Origin of the sequence: Portibacter lacus (assembly GCF_021533215.1) — a bacterium.
GTDB classification, from domain to species: domain Bacteria; phylum Bacteroidota; class Bacteroidia; order Chitinophagales; family Saprospiraceae; genus Portibacter; species Portibacter lacus.
Genome location: NZ_JAJNKA010000002.1, coordinates 152,055 through 170,000 on the forward strand (window position 1 = coordinate 152,055; position 17,946 = coordinate 170,000).

The following is a 17,946-nucleotide window of genomic DNA, read 5'->3' on the forward strand; positions in this document are numbered from 1 at the left end:
TTCTTATTGACCCAATGCAGCAGAAATATCCTTCACATTCATTTTAGCTGAAAAGTTCTTCTTAATGGTGAATTCTGTAAACTGTTTATTTGTTTCGAATCCATATCCATAGGACGTGTCTCCTTTTTCGGGCTGGGTTATTCTCACAAATTTATCCGTATAAATATATTCATTCTTTTCATCCCAAATCAATTCTGAAGTCTCTAATTTTTCATTTTCCGTATTATACAGAACTACACTATCTCTAACTGTCACCAAATTCTCTCGCTCTACTCGCTCTAAATACTTAGCATCTAGCCAGCTTAATGGCACTTGATTTTCATCCATAAACTCTACATGAACACCATCTGTGAAGACGTCTTTAGGATCCTTAGGACCAACATGTCTTTCCAATTTCGGTCCATTTACTTTTAATCTAATTTTAGCAGAATCACTATAGATGACATGCACATCTGTTGCATGCTCGATGTCTGTATCGATGGTTTCAAACAAGGCATTTACTTCTTCTAAATCATTAGAACAAGCAAAAAACAACACCATACTTAGCACAAAAATTACTCTCATCTATCTTAATAACGTTAAATCACCGCTTACTGTTACTGGGTCGCCATCTGGTCTTGAAATATATCTAATTTCTGCAAACCAAGTATATACTCCTTGTTCTGCAAGAACGCCGTTTACACTTCCATCCCATCCGCCAGTTTCATCATTAGGTAACAAATTCGACCCCGAATATACCATGTTTCCCCATCGATCAAAAATTACAAGTTTTTCAATACTTTCGACAATCGTTGGATCTGACAGAATACTGAAATAATCGTTAACTCCATCGTCATTAGGAGAAAAAATATTAGGCATGTAAATGTCCGTATTTTCTACTACAATAACCCTTACTTCATCTATTGCCGAACAACCTAATTCATCGAATACCGTCATCGTATAAGTCGTCGTTATTTCTGGATTGATCTGAGGACTTAGGCAATTAAGAGTTCCATCTGGACACATAATGCCATTCGGTGGAGACCAGGAGACTGTAACATTGCCTATTCCATTATGACTGCCGCTTAAGGTATCAAAAGGCTCACTGCCATTGATGGTTACATCGTCACCTGCATTAGCAATAAATCCAGGTATAGAGTTTATGGTCAATGTAAGATTCTGCACACAATTAAAGCGGTCTTGAATTCCTATGACATAATCACCCGGAGCTAGATTCTCGAATATGCTATCATCAGAAAAACTTCCATTGTCAATGTTATACTGATAATCTGGAAACCCACCCAAACCTGATACGGAAACGTAAGATCCCAATGCACCATTACAATAATCATCTCTTATACTATCTATCTGAACTGCTAAATCACTAGAAGTACATACGTCTGGAACAAAAATCGTAATCATATCAGACTTTACACAACCATTTTCATCTGTAATCGTGACGTTAAAGTCTGTTGTTTCTGTAACAGTAATGGTTGGATTCAAGCAGTTCGTACTTCCATCTGCACAGATCACAAATTCACTCGGTTCCCAAATAATCTCATTAATTCCTACAGCATCAGTTGTAACCAATGGTGTAGCAGGGTTCCCTGGAAATGACAATGAAATATCATCTCCTGCGTCAATGTTGAAATCCGGAACTTCTGTAATATCCACTACCGTTCCGAACTCACAATTAAAAGCATCTCTGACAACGATGAAGTAACTCCCAGAAGGTAAATCTTCAAATACTGGATTCGAGGTATACCCTTCATCGTTGATATTATATTCATAATCAGGGACACCATCAGTACCAGAAACTGCAATATATCCTGTACTTAATCCGGAACAGGTCACAGATCTAATACTGTCTATACTTATTCCTAAGCTAGAACTCGAGCACAGATCGACCGAAATGTTTATTTCATCAGAGGCACTACAACCATTAGCATCAGTTACTGTAACTGTATAGGTTATCTCGAAAAGATCGATGGGAAGCCTTATACTAGGATTCAAGCAATTAGTACTTCCATCTGAACAGCTAAGTCCGAGATCTTCTGGTGACCACGTTACCGTGACATCACCCATTGCATCTGTAATTGCACTTAAGTCTACGACCTCTAATGGATCAGTTAAAACGATATCTTCTCCCGCATCAACCGTAAAATCTGCTCCTTCTATAATGGTAAATGTTGTATCCTTCATGCAAGCTCCACCTATACTTCTAATTCCTATCGTATGGTCTCCAAGTGTCAAATTCTCAAAAATTGCAGTTGGTTGAAAGGGGCCTCCGTCTATATTATATTCAAAAGGTTCACACGCTGCACTAGGACTAACAGCTAAGTAACCATCAGCTGCTCCGCCACATCCAATATGCCCTATGCTATCCAGTTCCAATGTTAAAGAATCAAGATATCCACAAGCTATTAAATCTACATCCTTGGTAACATAAACTTGGCAGCCTAATTCAGTTGTAATTTTTAGAGTTATTGATTTGCTTCCATATTCATCATACGATATATTAAATGGACCAGGACCAGTCCCTTCTTCAGGTGTTGCTCCTTGTCCAAAATCCCATTCGTAGTCTGTAATATTAGATACGTTGTCAAAACTTTCATCTTCTATAATAAGTCCCGATCCACATTCATCTATTGCTACTTGAAAATCCGCCTGAGGTCCTTCAAACTCACCAGTTCCTCCAAACTCTATATTGAATCCAGAGTCACTATCACTAAAATTATTAATAATAAGGACATAACTTTTGCCAACTTCCATATTTATAAACTGAGCAAAACCATCCTCACCTATTTCACAATTAGAATCTTCCTCAAGATCAACAGAGGTGAGATCAAGCCCAGTAGTTGCTCCGCAAGAAGTTACTTGCCCGGTACTACTATCTTCACCACCATCAGATGCAACACATCTCAGTAAGGTTTTCTCACAATTCTCTAACCCATTTGTTAATTCATATAATGCGAAATCATAATCATCAAACTTTAAAGTAGGTGAGATTTCAAACGTTAGACTTCCAGCTACAGCGCATCGGAATTTGAACCAACTAGAATTATTTTCACCCACAAGTAAGCACGCATCATCGGCTTCCGAACCATCAAGTCCCTCTCCTTCTACGTACTGCACTACAAATGGCTCTTTATTGCACAAAATTGCGGCTGTTCCACAATCTTTACCAGGAACAACTGGAGAATTATAACCTTGAGTACAAATCTTAAATACTCCATCACCTGCATTTCTCCTTGAATCTACAACAATATAGTATCGTTCTCCAATACTTAATCCATCAAAAAAAATCTGATTCAAGTGAGCTCCTCTACCATCCTCTATACATGCACCTGTTTCAGTAATATTGCCACAATCATCTCCTTTAAGAAGTACAATTTTTACATCTTCCAAGTTGTCTTCTTGAAAAGTCCCATCCACAGAAATATTGATAGAAACAGATCTAGCTACAAAAGTGAACCAAAGATCATTGTAGACATCTCCCCAGCAGGCGGGTACTGTTAATCCAGATGAACCGACATCTTCACTACTAAATTCTGTATCTCCAGAACAATAGTTACTTGGATCAACGATCTCGAAAGCGCTCGCACAATCCACATTCGTAGACTGTCCCTGTAATAAATACATTGACATAAAGAAAACGACAATAACTAACGAGCCTTTTTTCATTGGTTCCTGTTCTTTTATCTTAAGACACTAATTGTACATCAATTCCGCGCTTATTATTGCATATTATTCAAAATTAATACCAAATCAAAGTAATTTTTAAAGTTATCACAGCTTAACCAAGACTTAATTGATTAATATTTTAATTTCGTAATATGTTATATTTAGTACCTACACCTATTGGAAATTTAGGAGATGCTACACCTCGGAGTATTGAAATTCTCCAAGATGTTCAGCTGATCCTTGCTGAAGATACTAGGAATACCGGCAAGCTGCTGAAATTATTAGCTATCGAAAATAGGATGAAGGCATTTCATGCGCATAACGAGCATAATCAGATAGATTATGTCATCCAACTCTTATCATCTGGACAGGACGTAGCCATGGTGACGGATGCAGGTACACCAGGGATTTCGGATCCGGGATATTTATTAGTCAATGCATGTCATGAAAATAACATTCAGGTAAGTTGTCTTCCAGGGCCTACTGCATTTGTTCCCGCTTTAGCCGCATCAGGACTACCATCAGATAAATTTTATTTCGAGGGATTCTTGCCTCAGAAAAAAGGCCGTCAGACTAGATGGAAGTTTCTTTCTGAGCTGGAATACACCTTCATTCTATACGAATCGCCATATCGTGTTATTAAGTGCCTCAAAGAAATCGTAGAATTCTGTGGTGAAGAGCGAAAAATCTGCTTTGCAAGAGAAATATCTAAACTGCATGAGGAAATAAAGCAAGGTACAGCTAAGGCAATATTAGAAGATTTCGAAAACAGACCAAGTATAAAAGGTGAATTCGTTATCATTGTATCAGGAAAATAAAGGCAATTCATCGAAAAAATATCCAAGCTCATCAGAAACATGGAATTTTTTCTTTTCATTGTCGGATTAATATAGATAAAAACAATCGATGAACATACTCTCTATTCAAGATGTGGTAAAACGCTACCACAATCATACTGCTGTAGACCATGTCAGTTTCGACATTCCGAAAGGCAAGATTTTCGGACTACTAGGACCTAACGGTGCTGGTAAAACTTCCTTAATTAGAATTATCACAACCATAACAAGACCAGATTCAGGTCAGGTACTTTTAGATGGTGCACCATTAAGTAAGAGGACACCCGAAGAAATCGGATACATGCCAGAAGAACGAGGTCTATATAAGAAAATGAAGGTGGGAGAACATCTGAAATACTTAGGTCGGCTTAAAGGGCTTTCAGAAAAAGAAGTGAAGACGAAGATGGATTATTGGATGGAGCGATTCGAAATCACAAATTGGTATAAGAAAAAAATAGAGGAGCTTTCTAAAGGAATGCAGCAAAAAATCCAATTTATCGCTACTGTTCTCCATGATCCTAAGCTATTAATTCTAGATGAGCCGTTTTCTGGATTAGACCCTGTAAATACGAATCTCATTAAAGATGAAATAGATCGTCTGAACAAGCAAGGAACTAGCATTATTTTCTCTACTCATAGAATGGAACAAGTAGAAGAAATATGTGAACGAATCGTATTGATTAATCAAGGTAAGAAAATCCTAGAAGGTCAAGTTTCAGATATAAAAAACCAGTTTAAAGAAAATTTATACAAGATTAAGTTTGATGGAGAAATTTCTCAGGAAGTAGCCCAGAGATATCAAATGGTAGCAGATAGAGATGGTCATCTTTTCAGTCTCAATGAAGGACAAACCAGCAATGATCTGTTAAGAGAATTGCTCGCAGCAAACATCACCATCCACGCTTTCGAAGAAAAACTTCCGAGCGTTAATGAAATCTTCATCAATCTTGTCAACGAATCTAAACTACAAACCAATGGATAAAATTCTACTAATTTTTAAACGTGAATACTTAACGCGCGTATTTAAGAAGTCTTTCTTATTAACGACGTTACTGACACCGCTTGCAATTTTTGTCTTGGTTTTAGTACTTGGAACCATCATGACTTATGATTCGGACGATGCGCAAACGGTGCTCGTTTCAGATCCAGGAAATATATTGAATGGTGATATGAACGGTAGCAATACGATATCGTATCAATTTTCCGATAAAGATTTAGAGCAAATCAAGGGTGAATATTCTAAAAATGGCGAATTTGCGGGTATTCTCTATGTCCCTGAAATTTCTGACTTATCAAATAGGAATCATACCATATTCTACTACTCTGATGAAAAACTGAGTATTGATGTAAATCGAACGATCTCTCGTAGTGTGCGATCGAAAATCAAAGATTATAAGATAGTACAGCTGGGCATCGATCCATCTCAACTTGACAAATTAAATACAGACATTACACTGGATCCTGAACCCATTTCAGCAGATGTGGAGGATAGTACTTCAGACTCTACCTTTGTAAGAGCCATCTTAGGTGGAGCGATGGGTTACATTATGTTCTTTATCATTATTATATACGGCATGATGGTTATGAGAAGTGTTATGGAAGAAAAAATAAATCGTATTGTAGAAATTATGATTTCTTCGGTGAAGCCCTTTCAGATGATGTTAGGTAAAATTCTAGGAGTTGGAGCAGTGGGGCTTACACAGATTATTATATGGACTGTTCTTATCATGGTGCTTTCGACCGTTGCGTATAGCATACTTGGCATAGATCCTCAAGAAATGTCAGAATTAGCCGCTAATGGAGCTAATTTACCAGCAGAAATGGAGAATAGTACCGCTGCTGAGATATCAAATATTTTTGTGGAGTTAGGTAAAGTGAATTGGCTTATGATCATTCCTTTGTTTATTATCTATTTCATAGGAGGATACATCATCTATACCTCTTTGTTTGCGGCTGTTGGATCTGCAATAGGTGATGATTTAAATGAAGGAAATTCTCTGACGATGCCTTTAATGATGCCAATAATATTAGCGGTTTATATCATGTTCAAAGCGGTAGAATCACCTAATAGTAGTTTGGCCGTGTGGTCATCTATGATTCCGTTTTTATCTCCGATCGTGATGCCTGCAAGACTAGCAGCAGATATTCCATTCTGGCAAATTGCTTTGTCAGTTGCACTTCTTGCACTTTTCTGCTTCTTCTCTGTATGGATTGCAGCAAGAATATACAGAGTGGGAATTCTACTTTATGGAAAGAAAGCGAGTATAAAAGAAATCGGAAAGTGGATATTTACAAAGTAAATATATTGCTTTTCTAACTCCTCGATAGGGTAAAATAGTATAACGTAAAAGAGCGCTGGAAGTGAATTTCCAGCGCTCTTTTTATATCTCTAATCGATGCTTGAATGATCTGAGTTCATTTAACCATAAATGACCTTCAAAAAATTTGCACGATGTTCAGCTCAAGATTATTGTTGAGGAATTCTCAATACTTGACCAGGGTAAATCTTATCAGGATGATCTAACATTGGCTTATTAGCTTCGAAGATCGAATTGTATTTCATCGGATCACCATACTGAGCCTTAGAAATTTTAGATAATGTATCTCCTGATTGTACTGTATAGAATTTAGCTTCTGGCTCTGGATTTGTAACTGTGATTCTATCTTCCACACATCCTACTCCTTCACAATTTCCTAGTGCCAAAATAATTTTTTCTCTATCTGCATTTGTTGCTGTTTCACCAGAAATAACAATTTGTTCAGCCATTTCTAGATTTAAACCATTTACTGGTATACCTAGACGTGTGATTTCAGATTTCATTGCATCTAACTTAGATACTTCAGCAGATTTTACTGCTTCTTCTACTTTTGGCTCAGATTTACCTGTTAATTTTTTTCCAGCCTTCTTTAAAAACGAAAATAATCCCATTGAATTTTAAATTTTGATTTGATAAAGTAAGTCAATTTCTTTTCCTACTTCCTTGTTAATTAATATAATACATTTTATGCAACGTTAATTATCGTTATGAAAGTTCATTCAGATGGGAGAGAAATTTTACATTTTGTCATTTCGACACAAACTAATAGGATTATTGGGCTTTAAACCCACATAAAAGGCAATCATTTCTAGTTACTGAGCAATCCTATTCTAAACTTTGATTAATACCACTTCAGTTCATTCGTTTCTATCTGATACAGGACGAGGTCTTTAATTTTCAATGCTTCCTCATATTTTACATATGGAATAAGAACAGAACCAGCGGCTGTAAACATTCTAATATTGGCAAGGTTCCTTCTCCACTGGAAAGGAGATTGATGAATCTGAACATTCTGAATTTTATACAATTGGACTAGATTATTCTTATTCTCAAAAATTCCGTGGTGGGTATAAATTAGATCATCATTGATTCTAAAAGCCCACTTTCTATAAGCGAACCAAGTTGTAATACTGAAATAAGGAATCGCTAAAAGGATGAAGTAGGATTCTGGTCTATTCGTAATATAAAACACCATCCCAAAGATGATAACCCATGGTAGGATGCCGATATATGCCAGATTTCTATATAGATATAAAACACTTATCTTATGCGTTTCTAATTCAGAATAATTATTCTTATCTCTAAATAGATATTTAACGATCTCATTAATCTTTGATAGATTTATTCCTGGTACTTTTATGGATTTCTTAGACGATACCGCTATTGAGGAAGCTTGTTTTAATTGCAAATGATGAATCTTGAAAATTCGCTTCAGTGGATTATTAACCCATTTAATTTGTTGGATCTTATAGTCAAGTGCCGCATACTCCTTTCTGTTCAATAATCCAGATTGAATTTTAAATCCCTTATCCGTCCTAAACATTTTGAATTCATAATAGGTAAGGATTGTTCTTATGGCCGTACCTAGAATAATTAGGATTAATAAGATAAAAACTAAAGATAAGATGATCACAACGCCACTTTCAATTAAGGCCGTTGCAGATTCTTTATTGATCCAATCAAGATCAAATCCAGCATCTGACAATTCTCCCATGCCCCAGAGTGCAAAGAAAAATAAAAGAACTAACGTACGAAGATGATTCTGTGTTAATCCAACAATAAACAAATCTTTGAGATCCAAACTAAATATTGTTTTCAACTCTTCCTTAATAGGAAGGTCTTCTGCTTGTTCAGAAGGTTCAACTACTTCTATTTCAGTTTTTCTTTCTAAAATTAAGGTTCGTAGTTCTTCAGCTAGATTTTTCTGAATAGCATTAAAAGAGAACTCATTCTTAGCCGAACCGGCTGTATCTACTTCGATTCTAACAACATCAAAAATCTGATGCAATAACCCTTGCTCAAAGTTAAGTGTCTGAATCCTTTCAAAAGGGATATTCAATTTTGACTTCTTAAATACGCCCTTTTCTATAAATAGCTCGTCACCTTGTACTTTAAATGAAAATCTGAGATAAGAAGCAATGGCAAAGATTAATGCTGAAACGGCAACAACTATCACTGAAATCAGAATTAAGTTAGAAACATTTCCTGATCGCTGACCTATAAATACAGCAATTATTGCAGGCCAGAATTGCCTAATAATATTAATAAAATATTTATAGATTAATAAGATAATGGCGACCGGTGATTGCCTTGTAGGCTCTGCAAACAGATTACTCATCCGTCTTTATTTTCTCTAATATAAATTCTTTAAGATCTGATGCCTGATCTAATAGTAATCCTGGAATACTGACATCACTAGCACTACCTCCTGCAGTAAATATTTTCAGTTTGGCCAATCCAAAGTAGCGATCTAAAACACCTTGGCTCACCTCACAATGCTGCACTCTATTAAAGGGGACTGTTGTTATACTTCTCCACAACCATCCAGATTTATAAGTGATGTCTGCTTCTCTGAACCCATATGCTTTATAGGAAAATGATTTATATGCGAATAAAAACTGAAGAACAAATAATGCTAGTAAGCCCACCAGCATCCATTGGAAATTATTCTGAAACCATTGCTTATCAATAACGGTCCATAGGTATACTAATAATACGATGCTAATAATGAAAACCAACAAAGAATTTAGTAATAAAATATTCAAATACTTGCGCTCTAGTGGCACATAGTTTAATTCACCCAATGAGGGAATTTCTTCTAATTGAATTTGAACATTTGAAAACCCATCCATATTATGAGGATTTTAATTCTTCCCAATATTCTGCAGCTCTTCTTGTATGAGGAATACAAATAGATCCTCCGACTAAATTAGCAATTGAAAAAACTTCGTATAATTCTTCTGTGGTTACTCCTATTTCATAACACGTTCCAAGATGATACTTAATACAATCATCACATCTTAGCACCATGGAAGCAACGAGTCCCATCAGTTCCTTAGTTTTCACAGGAAGTGCACCCTCAGCATAAGCTTGGTGATCTAAAGAAAAAAATCTTTTAAGCGTTTTGTTCTCTTTTTCAAGAATGACATCGTTCATCTTTTCCCGATAATCATTGAATTCTTTAACTAATGACATATTAAATTGTATTTCTATTTCTTACACGCCAGATCGAAATAATCATTCTAAATGGCAAAATAAAAGTTGTTATCAATGCTCCGACTCCGAAAAATATCATTTCAGATCGGATATATTTAGAAAGTGGAATTTGCTTGCTTGTCGTTAAATGAGATACCATACTGTAAGTACCTTCTTCATCTAATTGATTCTGAAATTCTGATAGACCATCCATTAGATATATAAATAATGGTATGGCCAGAAATACGAAAATGATCTTAAGTGGAGCAAATCTTGCAAATGGTGTGTATCTCAGTAAAAATATATAACGAATCAGTGTAAAGAAAGTAGCTATAGCTACTACGTTATATGTTAAATACTGAAAATTAGGCACATTTTTAAAGATTGGAACCAATACGATTGCAACTAGAACACCTGTTATAATCAATGATACTAATTCAATCTGCCACGCTATTTTCTTTAATCCCATAGGATGCGAAATTAAGTATTAACCTTTATAAAGTTAAGTATTAAGATGTTTATTTAGTCAAGGAGGTATAACCCGCTTACTAGATAATTGGGAAAATGTCATTTATAATGAAATGAAGTTAGAGCGCTTCGTTCATTTAAAACATTCATATTTTATTTCATCACTAATAAATGATACAACAACTTGACTTTCAATATTTTAATGCAATTTACAGGTAGCAATTGCAAAGATAGCAATGGTCTTTTCTGTATGCTAAGAGATTAGTTAATAAAGGATATCATTTACTAAATCCAAATGGTATAAACATATACTACTTTTAAAAGAGCTTAGCACAAATTCCTGTTATCTCAATTTTTATAAAATCTGAGCTAAGATTATGATTACCTAGCTTTCGTAGACTAATAGCTAAATATAACAATAGTCTCTAGAGGAAAGCAATTTTATTACATTAACCAATAACTTATGAATCAATGAAAAAATATCTATTCTTCTTAACACTGTTTTCATCCATTTTCACGCTACCTTATCAGTCAAGTGCTCAGGAAACATTCGCAAATTTTGAAGTATTAAATCGAGTCTTATTGGTTAATTATGCGGAATCCATTGACCAAAATGTAAAGATGGAAATACTGAAGCTTTACAAGGGCATGAGGAAAAAAGTTGATGGATTAGAATGGGTACACGTGGCCGACTTAAAAGAATCTTCACAAGGTTTTGATCAAGCGATAACATTCACCTTCGCATCAGTAGCTGGTTATGAACTGTTTGAAAAACATCCGGATCACAAGCGCATTCAGGAACTTTCTTCTGGGAACATTAAAGACGTTGAATCCTATGAATATTGGGAGAAAATAGAGTAGCAAGCTAAAATAAAACACTAGCACATTTGTTCAGGAGCGTTTAGTATCCCATACTTGCTGAACGCTCCATTTCTAATACCAAAATCTTTCACATTTCAAGATGGGCTATCTTAGCCCTACCCTTTATCCAAGTAATGCTTTATCCCTTCTAATACTCCCACAGAGAAAGGGTTCTCAGCAAAATATATTCCTTTAGACTTTTTCAAAAACTCAAGTTCTGGACTGTAATTAGAAACAACTATTCCCCTAGCTTTCCCCTTAAGCATATCTATATCGTTTCCACCATTTCCAGCAGTAATAAAGTTATTATAAGGCATTTTCCATTTATGTGCAAGATATTTAATAGCATTTCCTTTACTAGCTCTGATGGGCAAAAAATCTAATAACTTATTATCGGTCAACAATACATTCGCTTTTAATTTGTTATCATCTAAGAGTTTATGAATCATTGCATAATCATCGCTAGTAAAATCATCTTCCACATAATAACTAAGCTTGAATTTCGACTGTGCATCTTCTTCCTGAAGCTCAAGTTTCGGTAAATGCTTCATTACATCAAAGATTTTCTCTCTTTTCCATTGGTAAGAAATATTCTTATTATAACCAAGATCTTCGAGAAAATCATTTGTGTAATATAACTTAGAGCCCGCAGAACATATAACAATATCTGGATCTGGTAGATTATGCTTACCCATAGCCTCTAAAGTCAAGCGCTTGTTCCTTCCCGTTGCAATTCCAAATGCAAACCTATCTTTATTTTCTTCAATCCATTCTGTGAATTCATCTAACTCTCTTTGCGGCTCTTCATCTATCAACGTACCATCAAGATCACTTATAATGTAAATCTTCGAATCGTATAATCTCCGACCAATATTTATCTGATGTGTTTTATTAATCTTTTTTATTTCCTCTAAATAGGTATCGGTGTGAGCTTCCCATGAATAATACTTGTTCACTCCCTTTATTCCATTAGCAGAATAAGTTTCCCAAGTTTTGTTATTGGTTATTATTTCCTTGATCGCTTTAGCTATTTCTTCTGGCGAATTGACATTGACCAATTTCCCATTTTCACACTTAGTTAATATTTCTTTAGGTCCACCATAAGGAGACGCTATAACAGGAAGCCCACATGCAGCAGCTTCTACTGTTGTTAATCCGAAGTTCTCCCCTGGATTAGCATTGACAAAAACCCCTTTTTTTCTTGCTGCAATTCTATAAATCTCAGGAATCTCGAGCATCGGATCATTCTTTTTAGGAATTGCTAATTTTCCATAGAGATCATACTTATCCATTAACAAGAGTAGTGATGTAAGAATATTTTGTTCATCTTCTGGCATTAAGCTAATGTCTTTCCTCACACCTGCAAAAATCGCAAGGTTAGCCATAGATTTCAGTTCTTCATCATTCCCATAAGCTTCTATAATTGTAGAGAAATTCTTCCGCGCATCTGGTCTTCCGATAGATAAAATTAATGGTTTATTCGAATCAAACAAAAAGCGATCAATCTCTCTGTTGATCTTATATAATACCTGCTCTTGTTCTATAGATATATCAAAAGAAGGCATCTCTTGACGATAAAAAGGATAGAAAAGATCTTGATTTGTTCCTGGTGGTATAACTTTAAAATTGGCTTGTTCGAATCCTTCATACCCTTTATATTGCTGGTCAATTTCATGTTGAGTACTCGTTATCACTAATTCAGCATTCCTTATTGCAGCTTCTTCTGCATTGATTCGGTTTTCCATATTATAGACTTCCTCTATTCTTTTCTCAGACATGCCTTCCTCCAACAGATGTTCCTTCTTTTTTCGCCCCAAAGAATGACCAGTACTAATTAGCTTAATTTCAAAAAACTTACTTATTTCTACTGCGATGTATCCTCCGTCGGCATAATGTCCGTGCACAATGTCAGGAATATCATCTTGTTCATTATTGAATCGAATCGTATTATCTACGAATTCTTCCATGTAATTCCAAAGCGTTTCCTTCTTCCGGTAAGTCTTTCCACCACAAGGAATTCGAACTATTCTAGCCTTATCATTTATTACTTCTATATCCTTAGAGTAATCAGGTGATACACGTTTATCTGTTATCTTGCGAGTGAACAGATCCACTTTTCTAACACTTTCCTTTCTTGATAATGCTTCTACAAGTTCTAGTAGATATTTCACTTGTCCACCGGTGTCATTATCCCGTCCAATTTCTGGATTCTCATATCTAATTAAGCCATGCGGACTATAAAGTTGTATATAAAACTGTTTCATTATTCTTAATTGATTTAAAATATAATAACTAAATTTTCTTAGTTAAGTGATTATTCCTCTAGTTTTGTCATTTACTTTTATTGTAAACTCAGAAATATGTATACAGGTTCGGGATTTAGAGATTGGGAAATAGGAGATGTAGATGTTTTTATACATGAGGGTAAGTATCATCTATTCCATTTAATAATTCCTAACCATGATTATATTGCGCATGCAGTTTCTGATGATGGCATACAATGGAAAAGGGTGAACAATGCATTATTTGTAGGGCATCCAGGAGAATGGGATGATGACATGTTATGGACCATGCATGTATCAAAAAATGAAGATAAATTTAGGATGTATTACACAGGTTTACATCAAAAAGATAGGGGAGTAATTCAAAAAATAGGAATTGCAGAATCTGAGGATTTAATCACTTGGAATAAAATCAAACCTAACAACTTCCCCATAAAATCAGAAGGCCCATATTACGAAGGTATTGATAATAATCCTAGGGAATGGCTAAGTTTCAGAGATCCATTCCACTACGAACATAACGGAGAAGAATATTTATTAATCTGTGCGAGATCAAGTTTCGGACCAACATCGAGGAGAGGATGTGTTGCTTTGTTAAAGCTTGAAAACGAAAAGTATGAAATGATGCCTCCTATTCTTTACCCGATGGTTTATGATGATGTGGAGTGCCCCTGTGTATTTGATCTGAATGGTCGATCATATATTATAGGCTCTATAAGGGAAGATATTAAAGTTAGATATTGGTATGCAGATAAGTTTTTAGATGAATACAATAATTTCAGATCTGATGTTCTTCTTCCTCAAGGTAACTATGCTGCAAGAATTGTAAGGGATGGTGAACATCTATTAATTTATAATTTTTTCTTTAAAGGAGGATCTGTAGATGAATTAAGAGTGCTTCCACCGCCGAAACAGTTAGATGTCAATAAAGATGGTCAGTTGTTACTTCGCAGTTTCTATCGCTGGGATCAAATGATTATAAGCCAACTCCATCAAAATGAATTTCCGTATCTAGAAACGATGCTTTCTAATCCTACATCTAAAATTGACATTCATCAAGATGGATGTATTATAGGAGCCCGAAGCGGGTATGAAATCTTTACGTTTAAGAAACCATCCAATTCGTTTATTTGGGAAGGGAAGTTATCTGTTATTGGTATGGGAAAATTTGGGTTGGTAAGTGATATTGATAAAGATGGAAATGGGTACTACTATTCTTTTGATATCACTCATGGATTAGTTCAAATTCGAGCTTGGGGATTTAATGAAGAAAATGTGCAGCAGAACTTTATATTTAATAATATCCAGTCTAATATATTCAAATTAGAAAATCCAGATGAAATCAATTTTCGGCTAATTCGATATGGAAATTATATTGAACTAAGTATTGAGAATATTGTAAAACTAACCTTGATCGATTATACCTATAGTGGAGAGCATATTGGCTTATATTCAGCATCTTCTGAAATAGAGCTTAAAGAATCTATATTTAAAAATCTACCTGATGCTGTAAGTGAATATGCATCACAGGAAAACGAATCGTAAATTGTATTAAGATATCGGATGGCAATCAATCAACTAATTAGATGAAGGATTCACATCACCTCTAGATCTCAGGTCATCCTCTACTAGGTTTTTTAACGCTATTACCATCTGTTTCAAATCACTAATTTCTTTATTTTGAGATTGAATAATATCTTGTTGTTCTTGAATTCCTTTGACAAGTAATGGGATCAAAGCATCATTTCTGACTCCCCATGGATCGGTATTTGCATTTTCACCTCCTTGATAAGCGGCATTTGGAAAAACTTCATATAGTTCTTGTGCAATAAAACCAGTTTGTAATTTACTATTGTTTGTATCAGATTTCCAATAATAATCTCTAACGGTAATTTTCATTAATTCATCAATACCATAATTTGTATTCATTATTTCTTTCTTAAGTCTTCTGTCTGATGTTGTTGAAAAAAATACAGAGTTAGATGATGTTTGCTGTATTCTTCCTAATATAGCGTTATCAGGACTTTCAAATCTAAGTAGTTCAGAAATATTATTTGAATTAGCACCAGGAACACCTGCCCGAATTAAAAGACCATTGTATCTATTATTATCTGCTGTAGCTAAGTTTTCTATAGTAGAGACAAAATTCCCTGTTCCAGGAAGATTGGTAGATACTTTAGATGTTCCATTAACATGAATCGTCTGGTCAGGAGTTAGTGTATTAATACCTAGATTACCATCTTGGGTAAGCAACATTCTATTAAGGTCATTATGTTTCCACTGAAGATGACCATCAGAATTCCGTCTTCTTATGGTCCAATGAGCAGTTGCATTATTCGTATTTCCTGCAAGTTGAATAATTGCATCTTGAATATAAGATTCTATCATGATGTTAGCGATACCGGTGTTATCTACTACATGTAAATCTGCTAACGCGAATGAGGAACCTTCCACTTTCCCGATTCTCACTGGTCTCCCAAAATAGTTATGAGTACTTCCAAATCCATAACTAAAATAATTACCATCACTCCATAATGCCTCATCCCCATTAATACTTAGTGCAACTCCACTTGAGATTCCTTTGTTGATATCTAAACCTCCAAAATTCTCTTGAATGCCATAGATCCTTAATAATTTATTATCAAACTCTCCATAAATAAGGGGATCGGGGTGCGATGAATTCTCTATGTATAATTTATTATTTCCTAATTCCGAATCTCCAGCTTGGTAACCAATAAAAACATTACCTGAACTGCTAGAATTAGTTGATCCTAAACCTGCTCTTACGCCTATTGCAGTATTATTATTTCCATCAACATTGTTATGAAGAGAAAAATGACCAACTGAAGTATTATTTCTGCTATTACCGTCGTCATTTGAACCAGCACCTTCACCTAGAAATACTGAAGAACCTGTATTAAGGACTTCGATCGTTTTCCCATCTAGTGAAAGGAATGCGCTTATATTAGAAAAATCTGAAGTCGTTCTCCCAAATACAAGTTTGTTATTTTGGTTCCAATATATATAAGGATTAAAATTGGTATCACTGCCACTAAAAAGCCGTAAAAAATGACTTTCTGAGGGTGTGGCTAATTGCATTTCACTGGCTATATTTTTTGAATCACTTCGGACATCCAATTTATATAGTGGATTATTGGTATTGATGCCAACATTTTGGGCTGAAGCGATACAAAGACATATTAGGTTACAACATAAAACAAAAAGAATTCGAGACATGATTTCAATTGTAATGAGATAATCTCATAATTTTACTTAAATATCATCACAAAGTCAATAGTGAATTATCATAGAATTAATCAGAATGAGTCACATGCATAATATTAGAAGTACAGTGGCAAGAGCTTAATACTAATATATTATAGTTTCTCCTTAACTAAGGATCTAATGAGACCTCAATTAGATCATTTTAAAAAGGGCAAAAAAAAAGCTTGAATGGTTAAACCAATCAAGCTTTATAATAAAAAAAAAGGCAACGACCTACTCTCCCACGGGTTAACGTAGTACCATCAGCGCTGAAAGTCTTAACTACTCTGTTCGGAATGGTAAGAGGTGCACACTTTCGCTATAGCCACCTAAGTTCTTTTATACACGCTAGGTGTATTATTTCTTAAGTTCTTTGGAAAAAAATAACAGTTGGAAAGAACAGCGACGCTGTAGATAAAAAATTAAAAAAAAAGGAAGCATTCGGGTAATTAGTACTACTCGGCTTCATACATCACTGCACTTCTACCTATAGCCTATCAACGTGGTAATCTTCCACGACCCTTTTATGACCGAAGTCAAATAGAATACTCATCTTGGAGATGGCTTCGCGCTTAGATGCTTTCAGCGCTTATCCATTCCACACGTAGCTACCCTGCAATGCAGCTGGCGCCACAACAGGTACACTAGAGGTGTGTCCAACTCGGTCCTCTCGTACTAGAGTCAGCCCTCCTCAATATTCTTACGCCCACAACAGATAGAGACCGAACTGTCTTGCGACGTTCTGAACCCAGCTCGCGTGCCACTTTAATGGGCGAACAGCCCAACCCTTGGGACCTTCTCCAGCCCCAGGATGTGACGAGCCGACATCGAGGTGCCAAACCTCCCCGTCGATATGAGCTCTTGGGGGAGATCAGCCTGTTATCCCCGGCGTACCTTTTATCCTTTGAGCGATGGCCCTTCCATACGGAACCACCGGATCACTTTAGCCAACTTTCGTTCCTGATCGAGGTGTCCCTCTCTCAGTCAAGCACCCTTATACTAATATGCTCTTCGCATGATTACCGACCATGCTGAGGGTACCTTTGCAAGCCTCCGTTA

The 17,946-nt window shown here is 35.6% G+C and carries 14 protein-coding genes and 2 rRNA genes (1 of these 16 cut by a window edge); 5 read left to right on the forward strand and 11 right to left on the reverse strand.

Translation table 11 applies throughout. The features are described from left to right. Positions 1-3 precede the first annotated feature (3 nt). A complete protein-coding gene (gene lptC / locus L2586_RS03110; RefSeq protein ID WP_235291313.1) occupies positions 4-564 on the reverse strand; it encodes an LPS export ABC transporter periplasmic protein LptC in 561 nt (186 codons plus the stop codon). Further along, positions 565-3,663 carry a T9SS type B sorting domain-containing protein gene (locus L2586_RS03115; RefSeq protein ID WP_235291314.1) on the reverse strand — a complete coding sequence of 1,033 codons (3,099 nt, stop codon included), beginning with the start codon at positions 3,661-3,663 and terminating at the stop codon, positions 565-567. A gap of 152 nt (positions 3,664-3,815) precedes the next feature. On the opposite strand from L2586_RS03115, the gene rsmI reads away from it, so the two are divergent. The 3 genes from rsmI to L2586_RS03130 all read left to right on the forward strand — a co-directional run bounded on the left by rsmI (position 3,816) and on the right by L2586_RS03130 (position 6,799). Next, a complete protein-coding gene (gene rsmI, locus L2586_RS03120; RefSeq protein ID WP_235291315.1) occupies positions 3,816-4,481 on the forward strand; it encodes a 16S rRNA (cytidine(1402)-2'-O)-methyltransferase in 666 nt (221 codons plus the stop codon). Positions 4,482-4,569: 88 nt separating this feature from the next. Further along, positions 4,570-5,481: an ABC transporter ATP-binding protein gene (locus L2586_RS03125; RefSeq protein ID WP_235291316.1), complete on the forward strand. Its 912-nt coding sequence runs from the start codon at positions 4,570-4,572 to the stop codon at positions 5,479-5,481. Further along, positions 5,474-6,799: an ABC transporter permease gene (locus tag L2586_RS03130; protein ID WP_235291317.1), complete on the forward strand. Its 1,326-nt coding sequence runs from the start codon at positions 5,474-5,476 to the stop codon at positions 6,797-6,799. Before L2586_RS03125 ends, L2586_RS03130 begins: the two co-directional genes overlap by 8 nt. Before the next feature lie 167 nt (positions 6,800-6,966). Here L2586_RS03130 and lysM read toward each other — a convergent pair whose 3' ends face one another. From lysM to L2586_RS03155, 5 genes are all read right to left on the reverse strand, one after another. Next, positions 6,967-7,428, reverse strand: a complete 462-nt coding sequence (gene lysM, locus L2586_RS03135; RefSeq protein WP_235291318.1) for a peptidoglycan-binding protein LysM — start codon at positions 7,426-7,428, stop codon at positions 6,967-6,969. A gap of 230 nt (positions 7,429-7,658) precedes the next feature. Further along, the gene (locus tag L2586_RS03140) at positions 7,659-9,155 is read right to left on the reverse strand and encodes a PH domain-containing protein (RefSeq protein WP_235291319.1); all 1,497 of its coding nucleotides are present in this window, start codon (positions 9,153-9,155) and stop codon (positions 7,659-7,661) included. Beyond that, positions 9,148-9,669 carry a PH domain-containing protein gene (locus L2586_RS03145; RefSeq protein WP_235291320.1) on the reverse strand — a complete coding sequence of 174 codons (522 nt, stop codon included), beginning with the start codon at positions 9,667-9,669 and terminating at the stop codon, positions 9,148-9,150. The genes L2586_RS03140 and L2586_RS03145 overlap by 8 nt, the downstream gene beginning before the upstream one ends. A 1-nt stretch (position 9,670) precedes the next feature. Then, entirely contained in the window at positions 9,671-10,012 is a 342-nt protein-coding gene (locus L2586_RS03150; protein WP_235291321.1) for a carboxymuconolactone decarboxylase family protein, read from the reverse strand. Between the two features lies 1 nt (position 10,013). After that, entirely contained in the window at positions 10,014-10,481 is a 468-nt protein-coding gene (locus L2586_RS03155; protein ID WP_235291322.1) for a hypothetical protein, read from the reverse strand. A gap of 470 nt (positions 10,482-10,951) precedes the next feature. Here L2586_RS03155 and L2586_RS03160 point away from each other — a divergent pair, with 470 nt between their 5' ends. After that, the gene (locus tag L2586_RS03160; protein ID WP_235291323.1) at positions 10,952-11,341 is read left to right on the forward strand and encodes a Dabb family protein; all 390 of its coding nucleotides are present in this window, start codon (positions 10,952-10,954) and stop codon (positions 11,339-11,341) included. 116 nt (positions 11,342-11,457) lie between these two features. Here the strand turns inward: L2586_RS03160 and L2586_RS03165 are convergent, their stop codons facing one another. After that, entirely contained in the window at positions 11,458-13,605 is a 2,148-nt protein-coding gene (locus tag L2586_RS03165; RefSeq protein WP_235291324.1) for an HAD-IIB family hydrolase, read from the reverse strand. A 96-nt stretch (positions 13,606-13,701) separates the two neighbouring features. Here L2586_RS03165 and L2586_RS03170 point away from each other — a divergent pair, with 96 nt between their 5' ends. Next, positions 13,702-15,168 (forward strand): glycoside hydrolase family protein, encoded by a 1,467-nt coding sequence (locus L2586_RS03170; protein ID WP_235291325.1) that lies wholly within the window; start codon positions 13,702-13,704, stop codon positions 15,166-15,168. A 33-nt stretch (positions 15,169-15,201) separates the two neighbouring features. On the opposite strand, the gene L2586_RS03175 is transcribed toward L2586_RS03170, so the two are convergent. The 3 genes from L2586_RS03175 to L2586_RS03185 all read right to left on the reverse strand — a co-directional run. Next, positions 15,202-16,722, reverse strand: a complete 1,521-nt coding sequence (locus L2586_RS03175) for a tail fiber domain-containing protein (protein ID WP_235291326.1) — start codon at positions 16,720-16,722, stop codon at positions 15,202-15,204. Between the two features lie 386 nt (positions 16,723-17,108). Beyond that, positions 17,109-17,220, reverse strand: a 5S ribosomal RNA gene (gene rrf / locus L2586_RS03180). Between the two features lie 96 nt (positions 17,221-17,316). After that, positions 17,317-17,946: ribosomal RNA gene (locus L2586_RS03185) — 23S ribosomal RNA — on the reverse strand (it continues 2,225 nt past the right edge of the window).

Excerpts from the sequence above, each read along its gene's own strand:
- L2586_RS03140 (WP_235291319.1), bottom strand. The coding sequence starts at position 9,155 with ATGAGTAATCTGTTTGCAGAGCCTACAAGGCAATCACCGGTCGCCATT.
- rsmI (WP_235291315.1), top strand. The coding sequence starts at position 3,816 with ATGTTATATTTAGTACCTACACCTATTGGAAATTTAGGAGATGCTACA.
- L2586_RS03155 (WP_235291322.1), bottom strand. The coding sequence starts at position 10,481 with ATGGGATTAAAGAAAATAGCGTGGCAGATTGAATTAGTATCATTGATT.
- L2586_RS03165 (WP_235291324.1), bottom strand. The coding sequence starts at position 13,605 with ATGAAACAGTTTTATATACAACTTTATAGTCCGCATGGCTTAATTAGA.
- L2586_RS03170 (WP_235291325.1), top strand. The coding sequence starts at position 13,702 with ATGTATACAGGTTCGGGATTTAGAGATTGGGAAATAGGAGATGTAGAT.
- L2586_RS03125 (WP_235291316.1), top strand. The coding sequence starts at position 4,570 with ATGAACATACTCTCTATTCAAGATGTGGTAAAACGCTACCACAATCAT.
- L2586_RS03115 (WP_235291314.1), bottom strand. The coding sequence starts at position 3,663 with ATGAAAAAAGGCTCGTTAGTTATTGTCGTTTTCTTTATGTCAATGTAT.
- L2586_RS03160 (WP_235291323.1), top strand. The coding sequence starts at position 10,952 with ATGAAAAAATATCTATTCTTCTTAACACTGTTTTCATCCATTTTCACG.
- L2586_RS03150 (WP_235291321.1), bottom strand. The coding sequence starts at position 10,012 with ATGTCATTAGTTAAAGAATTCAATGATTATCGGGAAAAGATGAACGAT.
- L2586_RS03130 (WP_235291317.1), top strand. The coding sequence starts at position 5,474 with ATGGATAAAATTCTACTAATTTTTAAACGTGAATACTTAACGCGCGTA.
- L2586_RS03175 (WP_235291326.1), bottom strand. The coding sequence starts at position 16,722 with ATGCAATTAGCCACACCCTCAGAAAGTCATTTTTTACGGCTTTTTAGT.
- L2586_RS03145 (WP_235291320.1), bottom strand. The coding sequence starts at position 9,669 with ATGGATGGGTTTTCAAATGTTCAAATTCAATTAGAAGAAATTCCCTCA.
- lptC (WP_235291313.1), bottom strand. The coding sequence starts at position 564 with ATGAGAGTAATTTTTGTGCTAAGTATGGTGTTGTTTTTTGCTTGTTCT.
- lysM (WP_235291318.1), bottom strand. The coding sequence starts at position 7,428 with ATGGGATTATTTTCGTTTTTAAAGAAGGCTGGAAAAAAATTAACAGGT.